The organism is Mesorhizobium sp. WSM4841 (genome assembly GCF_055811515.1).
In genome coordinates this window covers 118,744-142,254 of record NZ_JBVVQC010000010.1, presented here as the reverse complement: position 1 = coordinate 142,254, position 23,511 = coordinate 118,744, and the positions used below count along the sequence as shown (strand labels likewise).

Below are 23,511 nucleotides of genomic sequence, written 5' to 3'. Positions count from 1 at the left end.
GCGTTCCGCTGATGCAGGATGCCTGATGCAGGACGATTGTCAGAGGCTGGCGAGCTTACCCAGATCCTTGGCGACCAGGTAATAGAACGTCACGCGGCTCTTGGTGTTGTCGGCTTCCATCGCCTTACAAGTCTTTTCGATGGCCGCGTCCGCCTTGCTGCCGTCGTCGATGCCGAGCTTTTTGGCAACCCAGTTGGTTTTGACGCGATCGAGTTCCTTGGGGTCCGTGCAGGACACCAGCGAGGAATCTCGATTCCTGAGCGCAATGCCCAAATGTTTCACGATCTTGGCGACCGCGTCGGCATCTGCCGCGGCGTCGTATTTCTTCACGTCTGCGAGATAGTCGGCCATCAAAATTCCCCTCGTCGGCGCCACGGGATCGGGTCGATGAGGGTCGTGGCGCGCTGCCGCAAAATGTACGCTAAGTCGGTAACTCCTCACCGCCGCAAGCTTCGGTTGAGACCGTTGACAAGTCAAGCCTTCCCGAGGCTGTTTGACACAACGACAAGGCATCAATTGAGGCCTTTCATTTTCCACGATCGGTCCCTATATCTGTTTCGTCGGCTCGACCGACTATGGTGATAAACAGGCGATGAAATAAGCCGTTCGGACCCGGGGGCGGTACCCGGCGCCTCCACCAAAAACCGCTTTATCGAAGAGCGGCTTTTGCTGGGGGCGAAATAGGATCGACGAAGGTGTAAAGATCGTACTTTTGCCCGGCATTGTACCACCGTTATCGGGCTAAACTTATAGTTGCCAACGACAACTATGCGGAAGCACGTCTCGCCGCGTAAGCGGTGCGATAGCTTCAATTCAAGCCCTAGTGGTTCGCACTTCTAGGCGGGGTTCGGAGGTACCTGGCAACAGAAACCTCCACTTCTTCACTTCGATTCCTACTTCCCCTCCGATCCCCATCTCCCCTCGATATTGTGACGGCAGCAGGCTTGCTGGTCGCGCTTCTTGGGCTGCGCTCTGTCGCGACGCTGTCTTGCTGGCAGATGCGGGCGGCCGGATTCGTCCAAAGGACTGAAAAATGCAAAACGATTCCGATCGATTTTTCGTGCTGACCGGCGGTCCGGGTTCCGGCAAGACCACATTGATCGAAGCCTTGCGGTCGGCCGGCCTTGCCACCTCGCCCGAAGCCGGACGCGGCATCATCCGCGATCAGTTTGGCGATAGGAGGACCGGCCCTGCCCTGGCACGATCCGGCGCAGTTCGCCGAACTGATGATGTCCTGGGAGTTGCGCTCCTATCGAGCCGCCCTCGAACAGAACGGCCCCGTCTTCTTCGATCGCGGCGTGCCGGACACTCTTGGTTATCTGCGCCTCACTGGCCTGCCGGTGCCCGACCACGTCAGCAATGCCGCCGAACGCTTCCGCTACGCCAGTCAAGTCTTCATCGCACCGCCTTGGCCGGAGATTTTTCGGCAGGACAGCGAACGAAAGCAGACCCTTGACGAGGCCGAACGCACCTATCATGCGCTGACCAGCATCTACACGGAATTGGGCTATGAACTGGTCCCGTTACCCTTGGCGCCGGTCGAGGCGCGATTGCGATTTATCTTCACCGAGGCAGGCTTGCGGCTTGAGCCCAGACGTTAAAAAGGCCGGGACTGACCCGGCCTTTTCATGCTCTCGCTGGAAAGCATCTACTCTGCAGGCGCTTCGACAACCTCCCGCCGACGGCCGAGCGTCACCTTGGCCAGCGTGAAGGAGATCACCGCGCAAAGCATAATGCCGGCCACCATAGGCAGCGGCGTGCCGTCGAAGAACACCCCGGCGATGCCCATGGCGACCGCGCCGATGGCGAAGTGCAGCGTGCCCATCAGCGCCGAGGCCGTGCCGGCGATCGCGCCATGCGCCTCCATGGCCAGCACCGAAGTCGTCGGGATCACCAGGCCGAGGAACCCGTAGCCGACGAACAGCAGCGCCGCCATGACATCGAGCCGGTCGACGCCGGACGCCATCACCGCGAACAGCACCACCATCGTCGTCGCATAGCCGACCACCGCGACCCGCACCACCGGCCTCAGCCCAAACCGTTCGGACAGCATCCCCGTCAGTTGCGACATGCCGATGAAGGCGACTGCGTTGATCGAGAAGAACATGCTGTAGACCGACGGCGACAGCCCGTAGTGATCTATCAGGATGAAGGAGGAACTCGACAGGTAGACGAAGAAGCTCGCCAGCCCGAAGCCGCCGATGGCCGCCAGGCCAAGGAAGTTGCGGTCGCCCATCAGGAAGCGGTAGGCCGAGAGCGCGGTGCCGAACGAACTGCCTGCACGCGTCTCGACCGGCCGCGTCTCCTTGAGCGAGGTCGCCAGCAGGATGGTGGCGAGCACCGCCCCACCCGTCACCGTCCAGAACACCGCACGCCAGCCGAAATTCTCGATGATGACGCTACCGGTCAGCGGCGCCAGGATCGGCGACACCGAAAACACCAGCATCAAGAGCGACATCAGCTTGGCAGCCTCGGTGCCGGTGTGCAGGTCACGCACGATGGCGCGCGGCACCGCCATGCCTGCGCTGGCGCCGAGCCCTTGCAGGAAACGGAAGGCGATCAGCCATTCGACCGAGGGTGCCAGCGCCGAGCCGATGCCGCCGACCATGAACAGTGCGAGGCCGCCATAGAGCGGCAGCTTGCGCCCGACCATGTCGGAGATCGGTCCGACGACGATCTGGCCAAAACCCATGGACAGAAAGAAGATCAGCAAACTCATCTGCACGGCAGCGGTGCTGGCCTGCAGATCCGCGCCGATCGAAGGCAGCGCCGGAAGATACATGTCGATGGCGAACGGGCCGATGGCGGACAACAGGCCGAGCACGACCGCGATGCGGAGGAATTGGGGACTCATGATAGCGGGTTTCTTTCAAATCTGGTTTGCCGACCGGGCGTGTGTAATCCTAGGACGTACCGTCCCGTGAAATTCCGACTTCCTGCGGAGGAAATTCCTTTAAGATAAGTCCATAAATTTAGACACTCTTGTCTAATTCGTCAATCACCTCTATATAGTTTTCATGAAGCACGACGTTTCTCCTGACACCATCCCGCCACGCGGCCATGAGGCCAAGCGCGCCTCCATCATGGACGCTGCCGGCGAGGTGTTCTGCCGCGAAAGCTTCGCCGGCGCCAATATCGACATGATTGCCGCCGAGGCCGGCGTTTCGCGCCAGACGATCTACAACCACCATGGCGATAAGGAGAAACTCTTCGTCGCCATCGTCCGCGACCTTACCGAGCGCTGCAATGCCGGCATCTTCGCCACCATTTCCACCTTTCCGGACCAGCCGAAGGACCTTGAAGCCGATCTGATCGCCTTCGCTGTGCGCATGAACCGCAACTGTATCTGCAACCGCGATGGAAAATTCCTGCGCAAGCTGATCCAGACCGAGGGCGAGCGCTATCCCGAGCTGTTTGCCGAATGGCGCGAACAGGGACCGGGCAGGACATGGCCGGCTATCGCCGCCCGTTTCGCCCGCCTCGCCCATGCCGGTTTCCTCGACATCGAGGACCCCGACGTCGCGGCCCGCCAGTTCCTGGCCCTTGCCAATGCCGAATTGCAGACGACCTTCATGCTTGGCGGCACGCCGACCGATGATGAGGTGCTGCAATCGGCGACACATGGCGTGCGCACATTCCTGCGCGCCTTCGGCAAGCGGCAGCCGGCGGCCGACGCGCAAAAGCACAGCGCGCTCGCTGGCGCCTGAGCGATCAAATCTGAGGCATGCCCTCTCGCATCTGCGCTGCCGGCGTCTATATCCGGTTTACGCCGCGCTCAAGCTTGATTACAGCTATGCGGACGATTCAACGGAACCCGACAGCCACATGGCCGACGACCACATTCGCTACGACATTCTGGCCCAGGAGGCATTGCGCGGCGTCATGCGCAAAGTCCTGGCCGAGGTCGCGCGCACCGGCCTTCCCGGCAACCATCATTTCTTCATCACTTTCCTGACCGGCGCCCCGGGCGTGCGCGTATCTTCCCGCTTGCGCGAGCGCTATCCCGAACAGATGACCATCGTCATCCAGTTCCAGTATTGGGACCTGAAGGTGACCGACACCGGCTTCGAGGTCGGGCTGTCTTTCTCCGACGTGCCGGAAAAGCTGGAAATCCCGTTCTCGGCCGTGCGCGGCTTTTACGACCCGTCCGTCAATTTCGAGCTCGAATTCGATGTGAAGACGGAGACCTCGGCAGAAGAGGAGTTGGCCGGCCAGCCCGCTTCCGAACCGCTGGCCGCCGTCGCCGAGAAAAAGCCGGAAAAGAAGAAGACCGCTGAGGCCGAAAAGAAGCCTGCCGCGGCCGACGCCGTCGCCAAGGGCGCCGAAGTGGTGTCGCTCGACGCCTTCCGCAAGAAGTGATCCGACGGGCCGCGCGACATGGCCGACATCGTCAATCTCCGCCAGGCCCGCAAGCAAAAGGCACGAGCTGAGAAGGGGCGCCTGGCAGAACAGAACCGGACGCTGCACGGCCGTTCCAGGGCCGACCGGGAGCGTGACCGTCTGATCGCCGAGAAAGCAGAAACGTTTGTCGCCGGCCATCGCCGCGAAGCCTCGGGCGATCCGGATTCCCCGAGCATCGGACCGAAAAGTGCGCCGCGGTTTTCGGATAAATCCGATGCTTGAAGTGAAATGAGTCACGTCCGGTGAGCCCGGTCGAGAAACGCTCGGTGACCATTCGCGGCCATCGCACCAGCTATTCGCTCGAAAAGCCGTTTTTCGACGATCTCGTCGCCATCGCGGCCGCGCGCAAACTGACGCTCGCCGCCCTCGTCGCCGAAATCGACGAGGCCCGGCCGCGCGATGCCAACCTGTCCTCGGCGCTCAGGCTCTACGTCCTGGATTGGGCAAAGCGAGGGATGAAACCGGTCTAGGTAGAGCTATCCGCCGCCCAGCGACTTCAGCAGATTGTCGATCGACGAAGGTTCAAGCGTGGGTTTTGGCGCGGATCCTGATGGCGGCGGGTTGTCATTGGCCGGCGGCTGAGGCGCGCGCTCGATTTTCTGCGCCTGCTCAGCCGCCGCCCTGCGCTGGGCGTCGAGCTTTGCCTTTTGTTCCGCAGCGATCCGCCTCGCCTCTTCCGTCCGCCTCGCCTCTTCCGCTTTCCGGCGTTGCTGTTCCTCGGCTTTCGCCGCCTCGTCCGCCGCTTTTTGCGCCGCTCTGGCTCTCGCTTCGGCATCCGCCCTGGCCCTTGCTTCCGCCTCGACCTTGGCTTTGGCCTCGGCTTCAGCCTTCGCCTGTGCATCCGCCTTGGCTTTGGCCACGGCTTCAGACCTCGCCTGCGCATCCGCTTTGGCCTTCGCCTCCGCTTCGGCTCGAGCCTTTGCCTCGGCTTCAGCCTTCGCCCTCGCATCTGCCTCGGCTTGCAGCCGCGCCGCCTCCTGCTGCTTGCGCAATTCCTCGGCTGCCCTCTCACGCTCGGCTTGCAGGGCCGCGTAGTAACGCACCTCGCGCCGCAGCCGCTGTTTTTCAAGCAGTGCCGCCTGCATGGCCTCGACCCGCTGCTGTTCCTTTTCAAGCGCGCGCTGGGTCAGGAACTGCGCCAGCGGCTCACTGTCGAATTGCCGCTTCGCGGCGCCGAACGGCCCGTCGACGCTGAAATTCACAGTCGGATCGGAGCCGACCAGCGCTTCGTCGCCGGGCCGATAAGTGATCGAACCACCGGTCGCGACCGTGCTGGCGTTCAGGTCCGCCGTAATGTCGGCGGACAGCTTCGCCGCCGGATTTTCAAGATTGACCGGCGGTGCCCTCAGCGTGCCGCCGGCAATTGTGAAGGCTATGTCCGTATCCCCGGCCGGAAAACTGCCGTCTGCGGCGATCTGCGGCGCGAAGCCGGCGGTCTTGGCCGCATCGATATCGCGCCCGATCGCATCGGCCCTGGCGATGAAGGCGCCAAAGGCGTCGGGATTGACGCCGGCAATGGTCAAGCCCTTCAGCGCCGCCGTGCCGGAACCGGACAGCGCCGCTACCATCGCATCGACCGATTTGCCGCTGGTCGAAAGCGCTGCCGAGAAATCGCCGCTTCCGCTGATGCCGGCCTGTGGCATCACGGTTGCCAGATCGGCGCCGGCAAGTTTCATCTGGCCGGAGAAAAGCCCGGTGCCGTCATTGTTCTTCAGCTCGAACAGCCCGGAAAGCGCGCCGCCTGAGAACTTTGCCTTGAGGTCCGAAACGCGGATGCCTTCCTGGTCGAGCTTCAGCGAAAGCGCCGCGTCATAGGCCGTGGCAAGCGGGCCGGCGACCAGCGATGCCGTGGTCAGGTCGAGTTCGGCTGTGAAAGGCAGGCTGGGCTTCTGGCTGAACGGGGCGGTCGGCCAAGCCCCGCCGGCGCCCAGGAAGGCCTGATCACCAAACAGCGCCACCGCCATCGGGTCGAGATCCAGTTCATCGAGTACCAGCGCGCCGGCAAGATGCGGCACCCCGTCCTTGACGTCAACATTGACGTCACCGGAAACCGCCGCCTCGTTGATGGCGCCGCTGAGGCCGGACAGCACCAGAAGGCCGTTGCCGAAATCGGCGTCGGCCGCAAACCACGTCGACATGCCTGTCCCCATGCCCGGCAAGCCGACGCCTGTCGTCATCAGCCACGGCTCGATGTCGGCAGCTTCCAGGCTGACCTTGCCCTTGGCGGTGGCGCCTTGTGGCGTGCCGGCGAATGTCCCGTCGAACCCAGCCTTGAAATCGTTGCCGGTGAGGTTGAAGCTCGTCGCCATGCCGCCGCCAAGCGTGCCTTTCGCCGAGACATCGGTGGTCGCCTCGCCAAGCATGCCGAGCGGCAGCGCCGGCAGCCCGTAAAGCGCCAGAAGTGCGGTGGCGTCGGCATTCCTGGCGTTGAAGGTCAGTGACACCGGCGCATCGAGAAGCCGCTCGGCCATCCCTTTGCCGGACAGCGATGCTGAAAACGCCGAGCCACCTGCCCTGCCTTGCGCGCTGACCGCCAGTCCCGTCGTGCCGTCGCCATTGGCGGCGGCACTCGTCACCAGATCGATGCGCGCGTCCTGGAACAGCTCGGGATAGGCCGCCACGCGTCCCGCCAGTCCCTTCAGCACGGCATTGTCCGGATAGTGCTTCGCCGCCACATCGACCAATGGCTTGAGGTCGACGGCGACCACGGAGGCATCAAGCTTGCCGGTCGGGCTCACCGGGAAATCCTTGATCCGTCCGGTGGCGCTGATCGACGCGCCGGCAAGCCCATTGAGCGAAAGCCGGTCGATTTCGAGCAGCCCATCGCGTAGCCTGAGCGCCGTATCGACCGTATCGGCGGTCAGCCCGCCGGCACTGACCGGCCCGGCCTTGATCTGGAAATCGAGGTCGCGGTCGGAAAAACGGTTGGCGCCCTTGTCGCTGATGAAGATCGAGGCGAAGGCGGCGAGGCCGTCGACATCGAGCTCGCCACCTTCGAGCCGCATCAGCACCGACGGCCTGGCGTCGTCGGGCTGGCTGGAATCGATGCGACCGGAAAATTTCGCCTTGCCGAGAACGAGTTCGAGGTCGCTGAAGGCCTGCCGCTTCCCGGTCAGGTCGACCTTGGTCTTGAAGCCGGCGGCCGGCAGCCGGCGGATCGCCTCGTCGACATCTTTCGACAGCCAGGCGGCAAAGCCGGAAGGCTGCCCCACCGCCAGAAGCAGCGAACCGGTGAAGCCGAAATGATCCTCGACGCTGAGCATACCATTTGCCTCCAGCCTGGCACGGCCGGGCAGTGTCGCAGCGAGCGACTTCACCGACCAGCCGGCATCGGCCGGCTCGGCGGAAAGGCGCACGTCGCGAACTGTCGTGTCGCCGGCCACCACCGCCGGCAGCTTCACCTCGACGGTGCCCGGTATGGTCGGCTTGGGCAGGTCGAGCAGCGCCTGCTCCAGCGCCGCGACACGCGCCGACAGCGTCAGTCCGGCGTCGGCCGCGGCGCCGACGGCTTCATCGAACTGCACCTGTGCGCCATCGGCCTCGATCGAAAAGCTTGGGTTCGGCCCAAGCTCGACGGCAGCCTTGCCGTCGGCGGTGTAGGGATTGTCGAGCGGCCCGGTCTCGAAGCGGAATTCGTCGACACCAAGCTTCCGGTGGTCGAGCGAAAATTTGCCGTTCAGCCTGAACCCCGGCTCCGGCTTGCCGGCGCTGGCCTTCATCGTCCCACCGTCCGTGCCGTCAAGCTGCGTCGAACTCTTGTCGACACCATTCGTGTCAGAACTTGCGACCTTGAACTGACCCGTATAGATCGCGGCGCCATTGACGATGCCGGCATTGCCATCCGCTTCGATGACCAGCGGATAGGCGTCTGGATCGAGCTTGAGCCGAACTCGCATCTGCCCGTCACTGCCGGCCTTGCCGGTGGAGGCGATGACCGTGCTGCGCAAGCCGTCGAGCCAGAGCGAACCACCCATCCGCCAAGGTCCGGCCAGCGATTTGGCAGAGATCGTCGAGTTGATCTCGGAAAGCAGATGGCTGCGCCCGCCGGCAGCATGGCGCAGCGCGATCTCTCCCTCCGTCACCGTCAGCTTCTCGATCGAGATCTGGCCGGGATCGAAGGGTGACGACGGGCGTATCGCCCAGTCGACCGTACCATCGGCGGCAATGTCGATCGTCGCCTTCGGCCGCACCAGCCGCATGTCGAAGATCAGCACTTCGCCGCTCAGGAAGGGCGCCAGTTCCGCATCCATCGAAAAAGTCTCGACGGTCATTGCCGGCTGGCCGCCGGGGCCACCGGCAACGGTGACGTTCGAAAAGGTCACGGAGGGAAACGGCAGCAGTCTCGCCGTCGCATCGCCCTGAACGGTTACCTTACGGCCCAGAATGGCGCTTGCCTCACGCTCGAAATCGGCACGGTAGCTTGTCCAGTCGATAAAATACGGCACCACCAGCGCCGCACACAGCACCAGCACGAAAAGGCCACCGAAGATCACGAACAGGCGTGCGAGCATCAACTCCCAAGCAGTTGATTGAAAATCAGCCGCACTCTACCCGCATCAGCGTGTTGATAAAGAGGCAAATCGATCGCTCCAAGAGCAAAAAGCTCTAGTCGGCCGGCAGTATCTTCCCAGGGTTCATGATGTTCAGCGGGTCGAGCGCCTGCTTGATCGTGCGCATGATGTCGACGCTGTGGCCAAGTTCATGGCGCAGGAAGCCGACCTTGCCTTGTCCGATGCCGTGCTCGCCGGTGCAGGTTCCATCCATGCCGATCGCCCGCATGTTCAGCCGCGCGACAAACTCTTCCGTCTGCTCGATTTCCTTCGGATCGTCCGCGTCCATCAGCACCAGTACATGGAAATTGCCGTCGCCGGCATGGCCGACGATCGGCGCGATCAACCCCATCTCGGCGATGTCGGCCTCGGTTTGCGTGACGCATTCGGCAAAGCGCGAGATCGGCACGCAGACGTCGGTCGACAACCCCTTGGCGCCCGGCCGCAGCGTCAGCGACGACCAATAGGCGTCGTGCCTGGCCTTCCACAGCTTCGTCCGCTCCTCGGCGACGCTGGTCCACAGGAACGGGCCGCCGCCATATTCCTCGGCGATCATGCCGAAGGTCTCGGCCTGCTCGGCAACGCCGGCGTCGCTGCCATGGAACTCGACGAACAGGCATGGGCTTTCGGGATAATCGAGTTTCGAATAACTCTTCATCGCCCGCATCTGCAGCGCATTCACCAGTTCGATGCGTGCCACCGGAATGCCCATCTGGATTGTCGCGATCACCGCGTTGCAGGCCGCCTCGACGCTTGGAAACGGGCAGACGCCGCCGGAAATCGCCTGCGGAATGCCCTGCAGCTTCAGGGTCAGCTGGGTGATGATGCCGAGCGTGCCTTCAGAGCCAATCAGGAGCCGCGTCAGATCGTAGCCGGCCGAGCTCTTTTTTGCGCGCTTGCCGGTCGTCACGGTCTCGCCGTCGGCCATCACCGCCGTCAGCGACAACACATTCTCGCGCATCGTGCCGTAGCGCACCGCATTGGTGCCCGACGCCCGCGTCGCCGCCATGCCGCCGAGCGATGCATTCGCGCCCGGATCGATCGGAAAGAACAGGCCGGTGTCGCGCAGATGCCGGTTGAGATCCTCGCGCGTCACACCGGGCTCGACCGTGCAGTCGAGATCCTGCGGGTTGACCGCGAGGATGCGGTTCATCCGCGACATATCCAGCGAGATGCCGCCGCCTGGCGCGTTGGTATGGCCCTCCAGCGAAGAGCCGACGCCGAAGGCGATCACCGGCACGCGGTGCGCGGCGCAGGCCGACACGATCTCCTGCACCTCTGCCGTCGTCTCCGGAAATGCCACACCGTCAGGCGCCTGGGTCGGAATGTAGGTGGTGGTATGCGCGTGCTGGGCGCGGATCGCCTCGCCGGTCTGGAACCGCTCGCCGAGCCGCTGCTTGAGGATGCCGAGCACCGCGGCGATGCCTTCTTCGTTGCGCTCGACCGGATTGAGGTCGCTCAGAGCCATCTATTCCTCCGCGAATGGACCAGTGTCCACCCTTGTTATGGACTTATGGATGGGTAGTCTCACCAACCACGTCCTGTCCAGCGAGAAGGAAGTTTTCGATGTCCACCCCTGCCCCCTTCGTCTCTCGTGCCATGGACATCGAGAAGGACTGGATCGACTACAACGGCCATCTCAACATGGCTTATTACAACGTGCTGTTCGACCGCTGCTCCGACGAAGCGTTCGAAATGATGGGGATGGGGCTGGATTATGTGAAGCGGCGGCGGCTGACCATCTACACGGCGGAAGTCCATGTCTGCTATATCAGGGAGCTGCATCTCGATCACAAGGTCAATGTCTCCTTCCAACTCCTCGACCACGACGACAAGCGGCTTAGGGCCTACCAGGAAATTCGTCATGTCGACGGTTGGCTCGCTGCCACTTCCGAATCACTGTCGCTGCATGTCGACATGTCCGGACCGAAGGTGGCGCCCTTCCCGGCCGATGTTCTGGCCAAGGTGGAAGCGCTGCGCGCCGCCCATGCGGCGCTGCCGATGCCTGAGCGCGCCGGCCGTTCGATCGGTATTCGTCGCAAGACGCTTGAACCGCAGTCCCGTTAACCTTACCAAGGTTTTAACGTGAACAAGCCGAATTGAGGCGTTGAACGACTCAGCGCGGCGTTCGAAAACCGTACGCACGAGCGGCGGGGGCTGAAGCGGTTCGGGGAACGTGCATGAAAACCGACATCAAGGTCGAGGCGGACAGGCTGGCGGCCGACCCACGCATCACCGACTATGATTTCTGGCGCTCGCTGAAGAACCTCAACAACGAGATCTTTCACATTGCCAACAACAACGAGCCGATCCCCTTCGCCATGATCCGCTGGCGCGCCATACTGAAGCAAGCGCGGATGAAGCGCGGGCATGCCTGACGGGCAGCGCTTAATTCCTCAACCGTCAGGGCTGCCGCTTCACTGCCGCCAGCGGCGAACGCGCCACCACGGGTGACGACTGGATGATCGCGGTGTTGGTCATCGCAAACGGAATGATGCGGTCGATCACCCGTTCGAGCTCGGCCACCGAGCCGACATGCGCCAGCGCGATGAAACAGTCCTCGCCGGTCACCCGGTCGCATTGCGCGATTTCCGGCAAGTCGCGGATGATCTCGGCCACCACAGCCAGTTGCCCGGGCACGGGCCTGATGCGCAGCCATGCCGACAGTTTCATGCCGAGCGCGGCCGGATTGATCCGCACCGTATAGGCCTCGATCACGCCGCTCTCCTGCAGCCGCCGAATGCGCTCGGCCACGCTCGGCGCCGACAGGCCGACCGAGCGCGCCAGTTCAGCGGTGCTGGTGCGCGCATCCTTTTCCAGCAGGCGCAGGATTTTCAGATCGGCCGCATCCAGGTCGGAATTTTCGTTTCGAAGGCGTTTCAGGGAAAACTCCTTGGTTTTGGAAAACCAACGGTCGCTTTCGCTGGTCATCATCCATATAAACCGGAACGATCGCCTGCGATAATGATCCTATGGATGATCCAGCGCAAGCCCCTGCTGCAATTCCTGCGCTCGCCGGCCCTGTCTTTGGCAAGCTGGCGACCTCACTGCCGCCGCATGTCTGGTTCGGCGTCAGCGCCGTGTTCCATTATCTCGGGCCGGCTTTCGCCGTGCTGCTTTTCCCGCATGTCGGCGTGCTCGGCATGGCGTGGCTGCGCATCGTCACGGCCGTCCTGGTCTTCGCGCCGCTGACCCGGCCCTGGACGGTCTTCGCCCGCGCCGACCGGCCGACACGACTGCTGCTTCTCGCTTTTGGCGCTTGCCTCGGCGTGATGAATTGCTCCTTCTACCTGGCGCTCGACCGTTTGCCGATCTCGCTGGTCGCGGCGATCGAATTCGTCGGCACCATCGGCGTCGCGCTGGTAGGCGTCAGAAGCCCGCGCAATCTTGCAGCCCTTGCCGTTGCCGTCATCGGCACCTTGCTGCTGATCGATGTCAAATGGTCAAGCGACCCGATCGGCCTGTTCTGGGCCTTCCTCAACGGCGCGCTGTTCGTCGGCTATATCGTGCTTGGCCATCGCGTTGCCTGCGCCGGCGCTGGCGACGGCATCGCCGGCCTGGGTGCCGCCATGGCGGTCGCCTGCCTCATCGTGCTGCCGATCGGCTTCACCGATGCGCTGCCGGCCTTCTCGGCGCCGCCACTGCTCATCGCCGCCATCGGCGTCGGCATATGCTCCTCGGTCATCCCTTATATCTGCGACCAGCTTGCCATGTCGCGGCTGCCGCGATCGAGCTTCGCGCTGATGCTGTCGTTGCTGCCGGTCACCGCCACGCTGATCGGCGTCATTGTGCTCCGCCAGATACCCAGCCCCACCGATTGCCTCGGCATCGCGCTGGTGGTGGCAGGTGTCGCTTTCCACAAACCGGCGCGTGACTAGAGCATCGGACCCAAAAGTGGCAGCCGGTTTTGGGAAAATCCGATGCTCAAACCAAAACATGGAGCGGCGGCACGGTTCGACCTGAGAGTCCGCCGCTCTATGCCAGCTTCTCCCTGAGGAAGGCGCTCGTCCGTCCCCAGGCGAGGTCCGCCGCGTTCTTGTCGTAGCGGGCCGCGGACGTGTCATTGTTGAAGGCATGATTGGCACCTTCATAGACATAGATCGTGTACTCGACCTCGGCTGCATCGAGCTCCTTCCTGAAGGCGTCGATGCCGGCATTGATGCGGGTGTCGAGCCCGGCGTAATGCAGCAGCAACGCCGCCTTGATCTTCGGCACATCCTCGGCCTTCGGCTGCATGCCGTAATAGGCGACAGCGGCAGCCAGATCCGGCGCGTTGGCAGCCAGTGTGTTCACCGTGCCGCCGCCCCAGCAGAAGCCGACCGCGCCGACCTTGCCGTTGCCATCCGCGTATCCCTTGAGGAAAGCGACGGTTGCGACCGCATTGGCGATGGTCTGCGCCGGATCGAGTTTGGAAAACTGCTCACGCGCCTTGTCTTCGTCGGCCGGCGTGCCGCCGAGCGGTGACAGGAAGTCCGGGGCAAGCGCCACAAATCCTTCCAGCGCCACGCGCCGCGCCACATCGCGTATATGCGGGTTGAGCCCCCTGTTCTCATGCACGACGATGACGGTGCCGAGCTTGCCGGACTGGCCGGCCGGCTTGACCAGATAGCCCTTCATCTCGCCACCGCTGCCGGGATAGCTGATGTCCTCGCCCATCACGCGTGAATCGTCCTCGGCAATGATCCCTGCCCGGGCCGAATTCGCAGCCAGCAGCGGCGCGATTGCGGCCGCCGCCGCACCTGATCCGGCAAGCCTGGTCAACTGTTCCATGAAGCGCCGCCGGTCGAGCGTCAGATGCGTGTATTCGTCATAGGCGTCGATCATCGCCTGGGTAATGGCGGGTGTCGTGACGGCTGGGCCGGCAGGGCTAGGTTTCGTCATGGCGCTCTCCTCGGCTTCGGGAAACACTCCCGCCGCGCAACATAGGGTCGAAGCCCGCATGGTCCAGTCACGGATCAGTGAGGCCCTAGCATGCACTCCACAACGCCGGTCGGCCTGCATTGGCTATGGACCGTCGAAGCGATTTCCTTAGCTAGGATATTCAAGGCGACAGCCTTCTTCGGCGTCGTCGCCAAGGCCTGTCAGCTGGTCTCGGCCCGAAAGGCCATGACGCGAATGCGCCGCATCTTCATCAAATTTTGGTCATCTCCGACAATCTTGGCGGTGCTGCCGCAGTAAAAACGAAAGCCGCCGGTAGTGATCCTGCCTACCCTGTGGCTGGCTCTGACAAGAAGGAACAACGCCCATGATCTTCCCGACCCCGATCCTTGTAAGCGCATTCGTGCTTGCCGGCGCCGCGCTGCTGGCGCTGCGGTCCGCCGCCTTGGCGGCCAGGCGATCGACGGTCAAGGTCCGCAGCAACCGGCGCCGGCCTGCCGGCAGCCGCTCGAAAACCAACGACTGAACGCCCTATTTCGGCAGCGTATAGGCCATCACGTAATCCCCCGGCTTGGTACCGACCGAGCCATGGCCGCCGGCGACGATGACCACGAACTGACGACCGTCGGCGACCGTGTAGGTCATCGGCGTCGACTGCCCGCCGGCCGGCAGCCGGGTCTGCCAGAGCTGCCTGCCGGTCGTCAGATCATAAGCGCGGAAAAGTCGTCGACCGCAGCACCAAGGAAGGCGACGCCGCCGGCGGTGATCATCGGCCCGCCAATGCCCGGCACGCCGACCTTGAACGGCAGTGGCAGCGGCGTCATGTCGTAGACGGTGCCGTTGCGGTGTTTGTAGACGATCTTGCCGGTCCTGAGATCGACGCCCGCGACATAGCCCCAGGGCGGCGCTTGGCAGGGAATGCCGAGCGGCGACAGAAACGGCTTCAATATCACTGCGTAAGGCGCACCGTCATTGCGATTTAGGCCCTGTTCGCTGCCCTTGGTATCGCCCGGCGGCGGCACGTCCGCGCGCGGGACCAGCCTGGAGATGAACGCCAGGTATGTCGGCATGCCGAACATCACCTGCCGGACCGGATCGACGGCGACGCCGCCCCAGTTGAATGTGCCGAAATTGCCGGGATAGATCAGCGAGCCTTGCAGCGACGGCGGCGTATAGCGGCCCTCGTAGCGCAGTTTCAGGAATTCGATCCGGCAGGCCAGCTGGTCAAACATGGTGATGCCCTACATGTCGGCCCCGGTCAGCGGCTCCGGATTGAAACTCAGATCCGAAGCCGGCTGCGTCGGCGAGGTGTGGTCGCCCTCGATCGCGCCGCCCGGCGCCGGTACTTCGTTGACCGGGACGATCGGCTCGCCGCTGCGCCGGTCGAGTACATAGAGGTCGCCCTGCTTGGTCGGCCCGACCAGCCCCGGCACCACGCCGCCAGCCGTGGTGATGTCGACCAGCGTCGGCTGCGCAGGCACGTCCATGTCCCACAGATCGTGATGCACGGTCTGCCGCACCCAGCGCAATTGGCCGGTGTTGAGATCGAGCGCGGTGATCGAGGAGGAGAATTTCTCGACATTGGCGCTGCGCCCCATACCGAGCTGGTCCGGCGTCTGATTGCCGAGCGGCACATAGAGCAAGCCGAGCTTCTCGTCGGCGCTCGCTGTCGACCACATGTTGGGAGAGTTGTGGGTATAGGTCTAACCCGGCGCCCGTGGCGTCGTCTGGTCCGGATTGCCGGAATCCCAGTTCCAAATCAGGGCGCCGGTGTCGACGTCGAAGGCACGGATGACGCCGGACGGCTCCTGCGTTGAATAATTGTCGTTGACCGCGCCGCCGACGATGATCTTGTTGGCGACGATCAGCGGCGCCGAGGTCGAATAATAATAGCCCGGCTTCGGATATGGCATGTTGGCAAGCAGGTTCAGCGTGCCGCCTTCGGCAAATGTGGGACAGACCTGGCCATTCGCGGCGTCGAGCGCGATCAGCCTAGCGTCGGATGTCGGCAGATAGATGCGTGCCGCACAGGGCTGGCCGGCGGCGATTTTGGCAGCGACATAATAGGACACGCCGCGGCAGGTCTGGTGCTGGCGGTCCTTGTCCAACTTGATCTTGGGATCGAAGCGCCATTTCTCCTTGCCGCTGGCGGCATCGATCGCAATGGCGAAATTGTGCGGCGTGCAAATGTAGAGCGTGTCGGCAACCTTCAGCGGCGTCACCTGATAGGTCGTCTCACTGATATCGTCGGGCCCTTTCACATCGCCGGTGCGATAGGTCCAGGCCGGCTGCAGATTGGCAACGTTTTCGGGGGTGATCTGGTCGAGCGGCGAATAGCGCTGGCCATACGTCGTGCGACCGTAATAGTGCCATTCGCCGGCTGGCACATTGCCGCCGCGATCGGCGGTCGGCGTCACCTTGTCGGTGTTGAGTTCGCCGGCAATATTCTTTGGATCGGTCGTCATCGAATAGCCGGCGACGCCGATCGACGCCAGCACGGCGAGGATCAGCGGCGCGCGACCATCGGGACCGGTGAGCCCGCCCCGCGCCCACGGTGTCAGCAGCCACAACGCGATAAGCACGATAATGCCGCCGCGCGGACCGAGCTCCCACCAGTCGAAGCCGGTTTCCCAGACCGCCCAGCAAAGCGTGCCGATGACGATCGCCGCGTACAGCCACAGCGCCATGGATTTGCGCCTGTAGAGCAGCCAGGCAGCGACGAGGAAGGCTATGCCGGCAATGACGTAATACCAACTGCCACCTAGCGAAGCTAACCAGATGCCGCCGCCGCCGAGTACCAGGCCGATAAGGAAAAGGATGAGGGAGGTGATGACGACAGCCAAAACGATGCTCCTTCGACTGGTGCGCGCTTCGCACGCGTCAATGGGCAACCCGGCATTGCGTTCCTGCCCCGAGCACAACTTTCTCCGGCCCGCCATGGCTGTCAAGCAGGCTGGCGCTATAGGTGGTGTTCTACCGGATTTGTAACTCCCCCGCCTGGATTGAGAACAAAACGGAGACACTTCTGGCCTTTCGCTGCCGAATCACTACATTCGGGGACAATGTCCGGCTTTTCGGAAGACATGCCCTTTTTTGACGAACCGAATGCGCGGCCCACGGCCCCGTCCGGCATTGCCGCGCGCGCCATGGCTGCCCGCAGCGGCCACACCAATGCGCCCGACTATCTGAACGGGCTCAACCCCGAACAGCGGCTGGCGGTGGAAACCACCGAGGGTCCGGTTCTGGTGCTGGCCGGCGCCGGCACCGGCAAGACGCGTGTCTTGACCACCCGCATCGCTCACATCCTCGCCACGAAGAGAGCCTTCCCGTCGCAGATCCTCGCCGTCACCTTCACCAACAAGGCCGCGCGCGAAATGAAGCAGCGCATTGGCCTGCTGATCGGCGACGGCAATGTCGAAGGCATGCCGTGGCTCGGCACCTTCCACTCGATTGGAGTGAAGCTGCTGCGCCGCCACGCCGAGCTTGCCGGGCTCAAATCCGACTTCACCATTCTCGACACCGACGACGTCGTGCGCCTGATCAAGCAGCTCATCCAGGCCGAAGGGCTGGACGACAAGCGCTGGCCGGCCAGGCAGTTCGCCCAGATGATCGACGGCTGGAAGAACAAGGGGCTTGGCCCTGCCGACATTCCCGAGGGCGACGCCCGCGCCTTCGCCAACGGCAAGGGCCGTGAGCTCTACAAGGCCTATCAGGAGCGGCTGAAGACGCTGAACGCCTGCGACTTCGGCGACCTCCTGTGCCACCCGATCCGCATCTTCCGCGACAATCCGGACGTGCTGAAGGAGTACCACAAGCGCTTCAAATACATTCTCGTCGACGAGTACCAGGACACCAACACCGCCCAATACATGTGGCTGCGCCTGCTGGCCCAGCGGCCGGACGCCGGACGCACTTCTACGTCGACAGGTTTGCGAACGGCCGAAGGCCGCAAGCCCGACCGGGCGTCCGAGCCGTTGCGAGGCCCCCGCGGAGGGCCCGCGCCGGCAGGCGCGGAACAGCCCGTGAGCGAAAGCAAAGTCAACATCTGCTGCGTCGGCGACGACGATCAATCCATCTATGGCTGGCGCGGGGCCGAGGTCGACAACATCCTGCGCTTCGACAAGGATTTCCCCGGCGCCGCGATCATCCGGCTGGAGCGCAACTATCGCTCCACCGCGCATATCCTCGGCACGGCCTCCCATCTTATCGCCCACAATGAAGGCCGCTTCGGCAAGACGCTGTTCACCGAAAAAGTCGCAGAGGACGACGAGAAGGTGCATGTCCATGCCGCCTGGGATTCCGAGGAAGAGGCCCGCGCCGTCGGCGAAACCATCGAAGCCTACCAGCGGCAGAAGCACAATCTCAACGACATGGCCATTCTTGTCCGCGCGTCCTTCCAGATGCGCGAATTCGAGGACCGTTTCGTCACGCTCGGCCTCAACTACCGCGTCATCGGTGGGCCGCGCTTTTATGAGCGCCTCGAAATCCGCGACGCCCTGGCCTTCTTCCGCGTCGTCGCGCAAGGGGCAGACGACCTCGCCTTCGAGCGCATCGTCAACGTGCCGAAGCGCGGGCTGGGCGAAGCCACCATCCGCCAGATCCACGACACCGCCAGGGCGCTCCGCATCCCGATGCTGGAGGCTGCGGAAAAACTCGCCGAGAGCGACGAACTGAAGCCGAAGCCGCGCGCAGCATTGCGGGAAGTCGCCGCCAATTTCGAGCGCTGGCAGAAGGCGCTGGAGACCACGCCGCACACCGAGCTCGCCGAGACCATCCTGGAAGAGAGCGGCTACACCGACATGTGGAAGAACGACCGCTCGGCGGAAGCGCCCGGCCGGCTGGAAAACCTCAAAGAACTGATCCGCTCCATGGAAGAGTATGAATCGCTGCGCTCGTTCCTCGAACATGTCGCACTGGTGATGGACGCCGAGCAGAACGCCGAACTCGACGCCGTCAACATCATGACGCTGCATTCGGCCAAGGGCCTCGAATTCGAGACGGTTTTTCTCCCTGGTTGGGAGGAAGGTCTTTTTCCACACCAGCGCGCGCTCGACGAAGGCGGCCGCTCCGGGCTGGAGGAAGAACGGCGGCTGGCCTATGTCGGGCTGACCCGCGCCAAGAAGAACCTGCATTTGTGGTTCGTCTCCAACCGCCGCATCCACGGCCTGTGGCAATCGACCATCCCGTCGCGCTTCCTCGATGAATTGCCGGAAGCCCATGTCGAGGTCGCCGAAAGCGGCAACAGCTACGGCGGCTACGGCAATGCCTATGGCGGCGGGTCTTTCGCCTCCGGACGGGGCGGCCAAGGCGCAGGAAGGCAGAATCCTTACGGCGCTTCGCGCTTCGACAATGTTGGCGGCACCGAGAAATCCGGTGCCTTCTCCAACACTTACGCGACGCCGGGCTGGCAGCGCGCGCAACAGAACCGCACCGAGGCGACCGACCGCAACTGGGGCTCGCGTTCCGGCCATCAGGTCGAGCGCATCGGCTATGGCGAGACCGACAGCGGCTATGGCGCCGGCCGCACCTCGATCAAAGGCCGCACCATCGACGGCGAACTGGTCGCCAAATCCGTTGCCGACACGCCATCCCCCTTCAATGTCGGCGACCGCGTCTTCCACCAGAAATTCGGCAACGGCAACATTGCTGCCATCGACGGCAACAAGCTGACCATCGATTTCGACAAGGCCGGCCAGAAACGCGTGCTGGACGGGTTTGTCAGCGGGGTGTGAGCATCCGCCCCTCCGCTCACCGATACCGCGCCTGGTTCCATTTGTGGCCGAGCAGCGACAGGATGATGATCAGCCCGTTGAAGAACTGGACATAGAAACCGCTCAGGCCTGCCGCGACGACGCCGGTCTGGATGAACGACACGGTGACGGCGCCGATGGCGCCGCCGACCACGGTACCGACCCCGCCCCAGGTCGGCGTGCCGCCAACGAACACCGATGCCAGCACCGGCAGCAAATAGCCGTCGCCAGCCGTCGGCCACCAGGTGAAGTTGATCATCACCGAAAAGGTGCCGGCGATCGCCGCCCCGATGCCGACGAAGACGAACACTTTCACCCGCACGCGCTTGACGTCGATGCCCATCTGCTGAGCGCTGTCGGGATTGTCGCCGACCACCTTCACCTGCGCGCCGAAGCGATGCCTGTTGTAGAGCAGCGCCGACAGCACGACGAAGCCGATGGCCCAGAAGATCTGCACCGGGATGCCGTAGAGTTGGCTGGAGAAGATCTTGTAGGCCCAACTGTCGGCAAGGCTGGTCAGCGCCGTCGACTTGCCTTCGTTGATAATCTGGATCAGGCCGCGCAGCAGGAAATTCATGCCGAGCGTGGCGATCAGCGACGACAGCCCGCCATAGACGACCAGCGACCCGACCAGGAAGCCGAGCAACGTGCCCGTTGCAATGGCGGCGGCGATGCCGAGGAACGGATCGTAGCCGGCCTGCACGACCAGCGCGAAGACCCATGAGGCAAAACCCATCGTCGCCGGAAACGACAGGTCGATCTCGCCGCAGGTGACGACGAAGACCAGCGGCACCACCACAAACAGCGCTACCGGCAGCGTGGTGAGCACGGAACTGTAGAGATACCAGGTGGTGAAGACGGTCGGGTTGGCGATCATGAACACTGTCATCATCACCACGAACACGGCAAGCGTGCCGAGTGCGGCGCGGTTGTCGAGGATGAAGCCGCGCATCCAGTGATCAGATGGGTGTTTCCACTCTTTCCGGGGATTGCCGGGACGGGAGATGCCGGCGGACGGCTCGTGCAGATCGGGCTCCATTGTCTTGCTCATCGTGCTCTCTGCTCCGGATCGCCGGCGTCGTGCAGTCCCGGCAAACCGCCCGGATGCGCCACGTCTTCCATGAAGTTGATGAGGTCTTCGGCCGACTTGACTTGGCTGCGGTCGGCGGTGAGCGCGACCTTGCCGCGGTCCAGCACGACGAATCGGTCGGCAATATCGAAGACGTGGTGGATGTTGTGGCCGATGAACAGGATCGACCGTCCGCTCGCCCGCACCTGGCGCACGAAATGGAAGACTTTGGCGGTCTCGGTCAGCGACAGCGCCGTCGTCGGCTCGTCGAGGATGATCAGGTCGGCCTGCTTGTAGATGGCGCGGGCGATCGCCACGCCCTGGCGTTCGCCGCCGGAGAGCTGGCCGACGATCGATTGCGGCGTGAACACTTTCGAGGTGAAGCCGATCTCGCGCATCAGCCGGCTCGCCTCCTCGATCTCCTTGCCGACCTTCAGCCAGCCGAGAAAGCCGGTGAGCTCGCGGCCCATGAAGATGTTGCGCACGATCGTCTGCTGCACGGCCAGCGCCCGGTCCTGGAACACGGTCTCGATGCCGGCGTCGCGCGAGCGCGCCGCACTCCATCCGGTCACCGGCTTGCCGCGGATGAGTATCTCGCCGCTGGTCGGCTTGACCACGCCGGAGAGGATCTTAATCAGTGTCGACTTGCCGGCGCCATTGTCGCCGATCAGGCCGACCACCTCGCCGCGGTCGACGCTGAGGTTAACCCCGCCCAGCGCATAGACCTGGCCATAGGACTTGCTGATGTCGCGCAGTTCGATAAGGCGTTCGGCCATTGCGATCCTCGCTTGGTTCCGGCTGCCGGTCGGCCTGTCCGACCGGCATGCCGTATTAGAAAGTCAGCGCAGCGCCTGCTTGGCGAGTTCGGCGACGATCTCGTAATTCTCAGGCGTGACGAAGCCGGCGCCGGTGTCGACATTCATTGGCGCTAGGCCCAGCACCACCTGCTGGCAGAGGCTGAGGATCGGCAGATAACCCTGCAGGAACGGCTGCTGGTCGGCCGTCAGCTGCACCCAGCCGCCCTTGAAGCCCTCGACGATCTGCGGGCTGGTGTCGAAGCCGAAGTTGAAGATATCGCCCGCCTTCCTGCCCGCCGCCTGCATGTAAGTCGGGACGTTGCCAAGCATCTGTCCGCCGGGATAGCCAACCGCCTTGACGTCGGGGTTGTTGAGGAGTGCTGCGGTAATCACCGGAATGGCCAGATTGGGGTCGGAAGCCCATTCGCCGCTCGGCGGCGAGGAGAGCTGGATGACCTCGACGCCCGCCTCTTTCAGGGCGGCGACCGTGCCGCGCTCGCGCGCGCCGCGGTTCTCGTTCTCGAACGGGCCGATCATGATCGCCTTGTCGCCGGCCTTGAGCCCGGCCAGCTTGAACGCCTCGGCGCCGAGCGCGCGGCCCTGCTGCTCCTGCTGGGCGCCGACATAGCCGCCGCCGAACGCTGCCGTGACCTTCGGCACCGGCACGTTCTGGTACATCATCCTGATGCCGTCCTTGTGCGCCTGTTCGGCCAGCGGCATGATCGAAGCATCGCCCGGGTGGCCCATCATGGCGATGCCGCCGGGCTTGACCGCGACGGCCTCGCGCAATTGCTGCACCATCTTCTCGACATCCCACTGGGAAAAGATGTAGTCGACCTTTGGCCCAAGATCGGCCTCGGCCTGCTTGGCGCCATTGTAGACGATGGTGCCGAAGGCGTCGCCCTCGGCGCCGCCGACGAAGAAGCGGATGTGGACGTCCTTGCACCACTGGGCATCGAGCGCCTGGGCAGGCAAGGTGGAGATTGCGGCGGCGAGCGCCGTGGCGGCCGCCAGGACGGTCGAACGCAGAACTGTCCTTCTCATCGTGATGCTCATGCACGTTCCTCCCTTTGTTCCCTCGCAAGCCGAGGGTTTTCGACGAATGCTTCGGCTTCTCGCCGCAATGCTTCGCTGGCCGGCTCCTCGCGCCGGCCATCCTCACGCCGGGTTCGGCAGATACGTCGCCCCTCCTCGGCATTGCTTGAGGTAATCCAGCGCCCGCACCTGCCCTGTAATCTCGAGGTCGCCGCGATAGACCGGGTCGTGCCAGCCCTCGATGTCGATGGCGCCCTTGTAGCCGGCCAGCCGCAACTCGCCGATCACTCGCGTCCAGTCGCTGTCGCCGAAGCCAGGCGTGCGCATTTGCACGAACGGCAGCCGGCCGAACACGCCATGCTCGCGGATCACGTCCCAGCGCACCGTCGCGTCCTTGCCGTGGACATGGAAGATGCGCGGCGCCCATTTGCGGATCTGCGGGATCGGATCGATCAGATAGACGAGCTGGTGGCAGGGCTCCCATTCCAGGCCGAGATTGTCATCGGGCAATTCGTTGAACATCAGCTCCCAGGCGTCCGGATTGTGGGCGATGTTCCAGTCTCCATCAGCCCAGTTGCCGTCCATCGCGCAATTCTCGAAGGCGATGCGCACGCCCTTGTCGGCGGCGCGCCGAGCCAGTGGTCCCCAGACCTCGCGGAAGCGCGGCAGGCTGTCGGGCAGCGGCTTGCCGCGGAGGCGGCCGGTGAAGCCGCTGACCATCGAGGTGCCGAACAGATGCGCATGGTCGATGATTGTTTCCCAAGCCTCGAGCACGCCGCGATCGGATTCGCCGCTTTCCAGCGGATTGCCGAAGACGCCGAGCGAGGAGACGACGACGTCGGCGTCGCCGATCGCCTCGCGGATCTGGCCGGCCAGCCGTGGAAGATCCTTGCCGCCCAGCGTCTGCCAGAAGAAGGGCTGGATGCTCTCGAAGCCGAGCGGCAGGATCGCCTTGATATAGGCGGCCGGGTCATCGAGATTGGCCCGCACCATGGTACCGATCCTGATGTCGAGAAGCGGGTTTGGCATTG

The 23,511-nt window shown here is 63.6% G+C and carries 19 protein-coding genes, 1 other RNA gene and 2 pseudogenes; 11 read left to right on the top strand and 11 right to left on the bottom strand.

Annotated elements, in window-relative coordinates; genetic code table 11:
- Positions 1-39: 39 nt before the first annotated feature.
- Positions 40-351, bottom strand: a complete 312-nt coding sequence (locus tag AC0L14_RS14870) for a DUF2853 family protein (protein ID WP_473485288.1) — start codon at positions 349-351, stop codon at positions 40-42.
- A gap of 169 nt (positions 352-520) precedes the next feature.
- Between AC0L14_RS14870 and ssrA the strand changes: the two genes are divergently transcribed.
- Together ssrA and AC0L14_RS14860 are read left to right on the top strand one after the other, a co-directional pair.
- Positions 521-878, top strand: a transfer-messenger RNA (tmRNA) gene (gene ssrA / locus AC0L14_RS14865).
- A gap of 155 nt (positions 879-1,033) precedes the next feature.
- A pseudogene (locus AC0L14_RS14860) lies at positions 1,034-1,601 on the top strand (AAA family ATPase).
- 47 nt (positions 1,602-1,648) lie between these two features.
- Here AC0L14_RS14860 and AC0L14_RS14855 read toward each other — a convergent pair.
- Positions 1,649-2,854: a multidrug effflux MFS transporter gene (locus AC0L14_RS14855; protein WP_473485287.1), complete on the bottom strand. Its 1,206-nt coding sequence runs from the start codon at positions 2,852-2,854 to the stop codon at positions 1,649-1,651.
- Between the two features lie 163 nt (positions 2,855-3,017).
- Between AC0L14_RS14855 and AC0L14_RS14850 the strand changes: the two genes are divergently transcribed.
- The 4 genes from AC0L14_RS14850 to AC0L14_RS14835 all read left to right on the top strand — a co-directional run bounded on the left by AC0L14_RS14850 (position 3,018) and on the right by AC0L14_RS14835 (position 4,871).
- Positions 3,018-3,707 carry a TetR/AcrR family transcriptional regulator gene (locus AC0L14_RS14850; RefSeq protein ID WP_123151926.1) on the top strand — a complete coding sequence of 230 codons (690 nt, stop codon included), beginning with the start codon at positions 3,018-3,020 and terminating at the stop codon, positions 3,705-3,707.
- 118 nt (positions 3,708-3,825) lie between these two features.
- The gene (locus AC0L14_RS14845; protein ID WP_473485286.1) at positions 3,826-4,359 is read left to right on the top strand and encodes an SspB family protein; all 534 of its coding nucleotides are present in this window, start codon (positions 3,826-3,828) and stop codon (positions 4,357-4,359) included.
- 18 nt (positions 4,360-4,377) lie between these two features.
- Positions 4,378-4,623, top strand: a complete 246-nt coding sequence (locus AC0L14_RS14840; protein ID WP_473485285.1) for a DUF4169 family protein — start codon at positions 4,378-4,380, stop codon at positions 4,621-4,623.
- 20 nt (positions 4,624-4,643) lie between these two features.
- Complete coding sequence (locus AC0L14_RS14835) at positions 4,644-4,871, top strand: ribbon-helix-helix domain-containing protein (RefSeq protein ID WP_023798778.1); 228 nt, start codon at positions 4,644-4,646, stop codon at positions 4,869-4,871.
- 6 nt (positions 4,872-4,877) lie between these two features.
- On the opposite strand, the gene AC0L14_RS14830 is transcribed toward AC0L14_RS14835, so the two are convergent.
- A complete protein-coding gene (locus AC0L14_RS14830) occupies positions 4,878-8,912 on the bottom strand; it encodes an AsmA family protein (protein WP_473749953.1) in 4,035 nt (1,344 codons plus the stop codon).
- A gap of 94 nt (positions 8,913-9,006) precedes the next feature.
- Entirely contained in the window at positions 9,007-10,419 is a 1,413-nt protein-coding gene (locus AC0L14_RS14825) for an FAD-binding oxidoreductase (protein WP_473485283.1), read from the bottom strand.
- Positions 10,420-10,517: 98 nt separating this feature from the next.
- Between AC0L14_RS14825 and AC0L14_RS14820 the strand changes: the two genes are divergently transcribed.
- Positions 10,518-11,018 (top strand): thioesterase family protein, encoded by a 501-nt coding sequence (locus AC0L14_RS14820; protein ID WP_473749952.1) that lies wholly within the window; start codon positions 10,518-10,520, stop codon positions 11,016-11,018.
- Between the two features lie 113 nt (positions 11,019-11,131).
- Complete coding sequence (locus AC0L14_RS14815) at positions 11,132-11,329, top strand: hypothetical protein (RefSeq protein WP_023676715.1); 198 nt, start codon at positions 11,132-11,134, stop codon at positions 11,327-11,329.
- A 25-nt stretch (positions 11,330-11,354) separates the two neighbouring features.
- Here the strand turns inward: AC0L14_RS14815 and AC0L14_RS14810 are convergent, their stop codons facing one another.
- Positions 11,355-11,882, bottom strand: coding sequence for an Lrp/AsnC family transcriptional regulator (locus tag AC0L14_RS14810; RefSeq protein WP_473749990.1), 528 nt, complete (start codon positions 11,880-11,882; stop codon positions 11,355-11,357).
- Positions 11,883-11,923: 41 nt separating this feature from the next.
- Between AC0L14_RS14810 and AC0L14_RS14805 the strand changes: the two genes are divergently transcribed.
- On the top strand, positions 11,924-12,829 hold the full coding sequence (locus tag AC0L14_RS14805; RefSeq protein WP_473749951.1) for an EamA family transporter: 906 nt from the start codon (positions 11,924-11,926) through the stop codon (positions 12,827-12,829).
- Positions 12,830-12,926: 97 nt separating this feature from the next.
- On the opposite strand, the gene AC0L14_RS14800 is transcribed toward AC0L14_RS14805, so the two are convergent.
- A complete protein-coding gene (locus AC0L14_RS14800; RefSeq protein ID WP_473749950.1) occupies positions 12,927-13,832 on the bottom strand; it encodes a dienelactone hydrolase family protein in 906 nt (301 codons plus the stop codon).
- 364 nt (positions 13,833-14,196) lie between these two features.
- Between AC0L14_RS14800 and AC0L14_RS14795 the strand changes: the two genes are divergently transcribed.
- Positions 14,197-14,355: a hypothetical protein gene (locus AC0L14_RS14795; RefSeq protein WP_473485278.1), complete on the top strand. Its 159-nt coding sequence runs from the start codon at positions 14,197-14,199 to the stop codon at positions 14,353-14,355.
- 5 nt (positions 14,356-14,360) lie between these two features.
- Here AC0L14_RS14795 and AC0L14_RS14790 read toward each other — a convergent pair.
- A pseudogene (locus AC0L14_RS14790) lies at positions 14,361-16,672 on the bottom strand (glucose/quinate/shikimate family membrane-bound PQQ-dependent dehydrogenase).
- A gap of 219 nt (positions 16,673-16,891) precedes the next feature.
- On the opposite strand from AC0L14_RS14790, the gene AC0L14_RS14785 reads away from it, so the two are divergent.
- Entirely contained in the window at positions 16,892-19,561 is a 2,670-nt protein-coding gene (locus AC0L14_RS14785; protein ID WP_473749949.1) for an ATP-dependent helicase, read from the top strand.
- Positions 19,562-19,577: 16 nt separating this feature from the next.
- On the opposite strand, the gene AC0L14_RS14780 is transcribed toward AC0L14_RS14785, so the two are convergent.
- From AC0L14_RS14780 to AC0L14_RS14765, 4 genes are all read right to left on the bottom strand, one after another.
- Positions 19,578-20,630, bottom strand: coding sequence for an ABC transporter permease (locus tag AC0L14_RS14780; protein WP_287247395.1), 1,053 nt, complete (start codon positions 20,628-20,630; stop codon positions 19,578-19,580).
- Positions 20,627-21,424 carry an ATP-binding cassette domain-containing protein gene (locus tag AC0L14_RS14775; protein ID WP_473749948.1) on the bottom strand — a complete coding sequence of 266 codons (798 nt, stop codon included), beginning with the start codon at positions 21,422-21,424 and terminating at the stop codon, positions 20,627-20,629. Before AC0L14_RS14775 ends, AC0L14_RS14780 begins: the two co-directional genes overlap by 4 nt.
- A gap of 63 nt (positions 21,425-21,487) precedes the next feature.
- Entirely contained in the window at positions 21,488-22,501 is a 1,014-nt protein-coding gene (locus AC0L14_RS14770; RefSeq protein ID WP_473485273.1) for a substrate-binding domain-containing protein, read from the bottom strand.
- 102 nt (positions 22,502-22,603) lie between these two features.
- Positions 22,604-23,509 (bottom strand): sugar phosphate isomerase/epimerase family protein, encoded by a 906-nt coding sequence (locus tag AC0L14_RS14765; RefSeq protein ID WP_473749947.1) that lies wholly within the window; start codon positions 23,507-23,509, stop codon positions 22,604-22,606.
- Between the last annotated feature and the right edge of the window lie 2 nt (positions 23,510-23,511).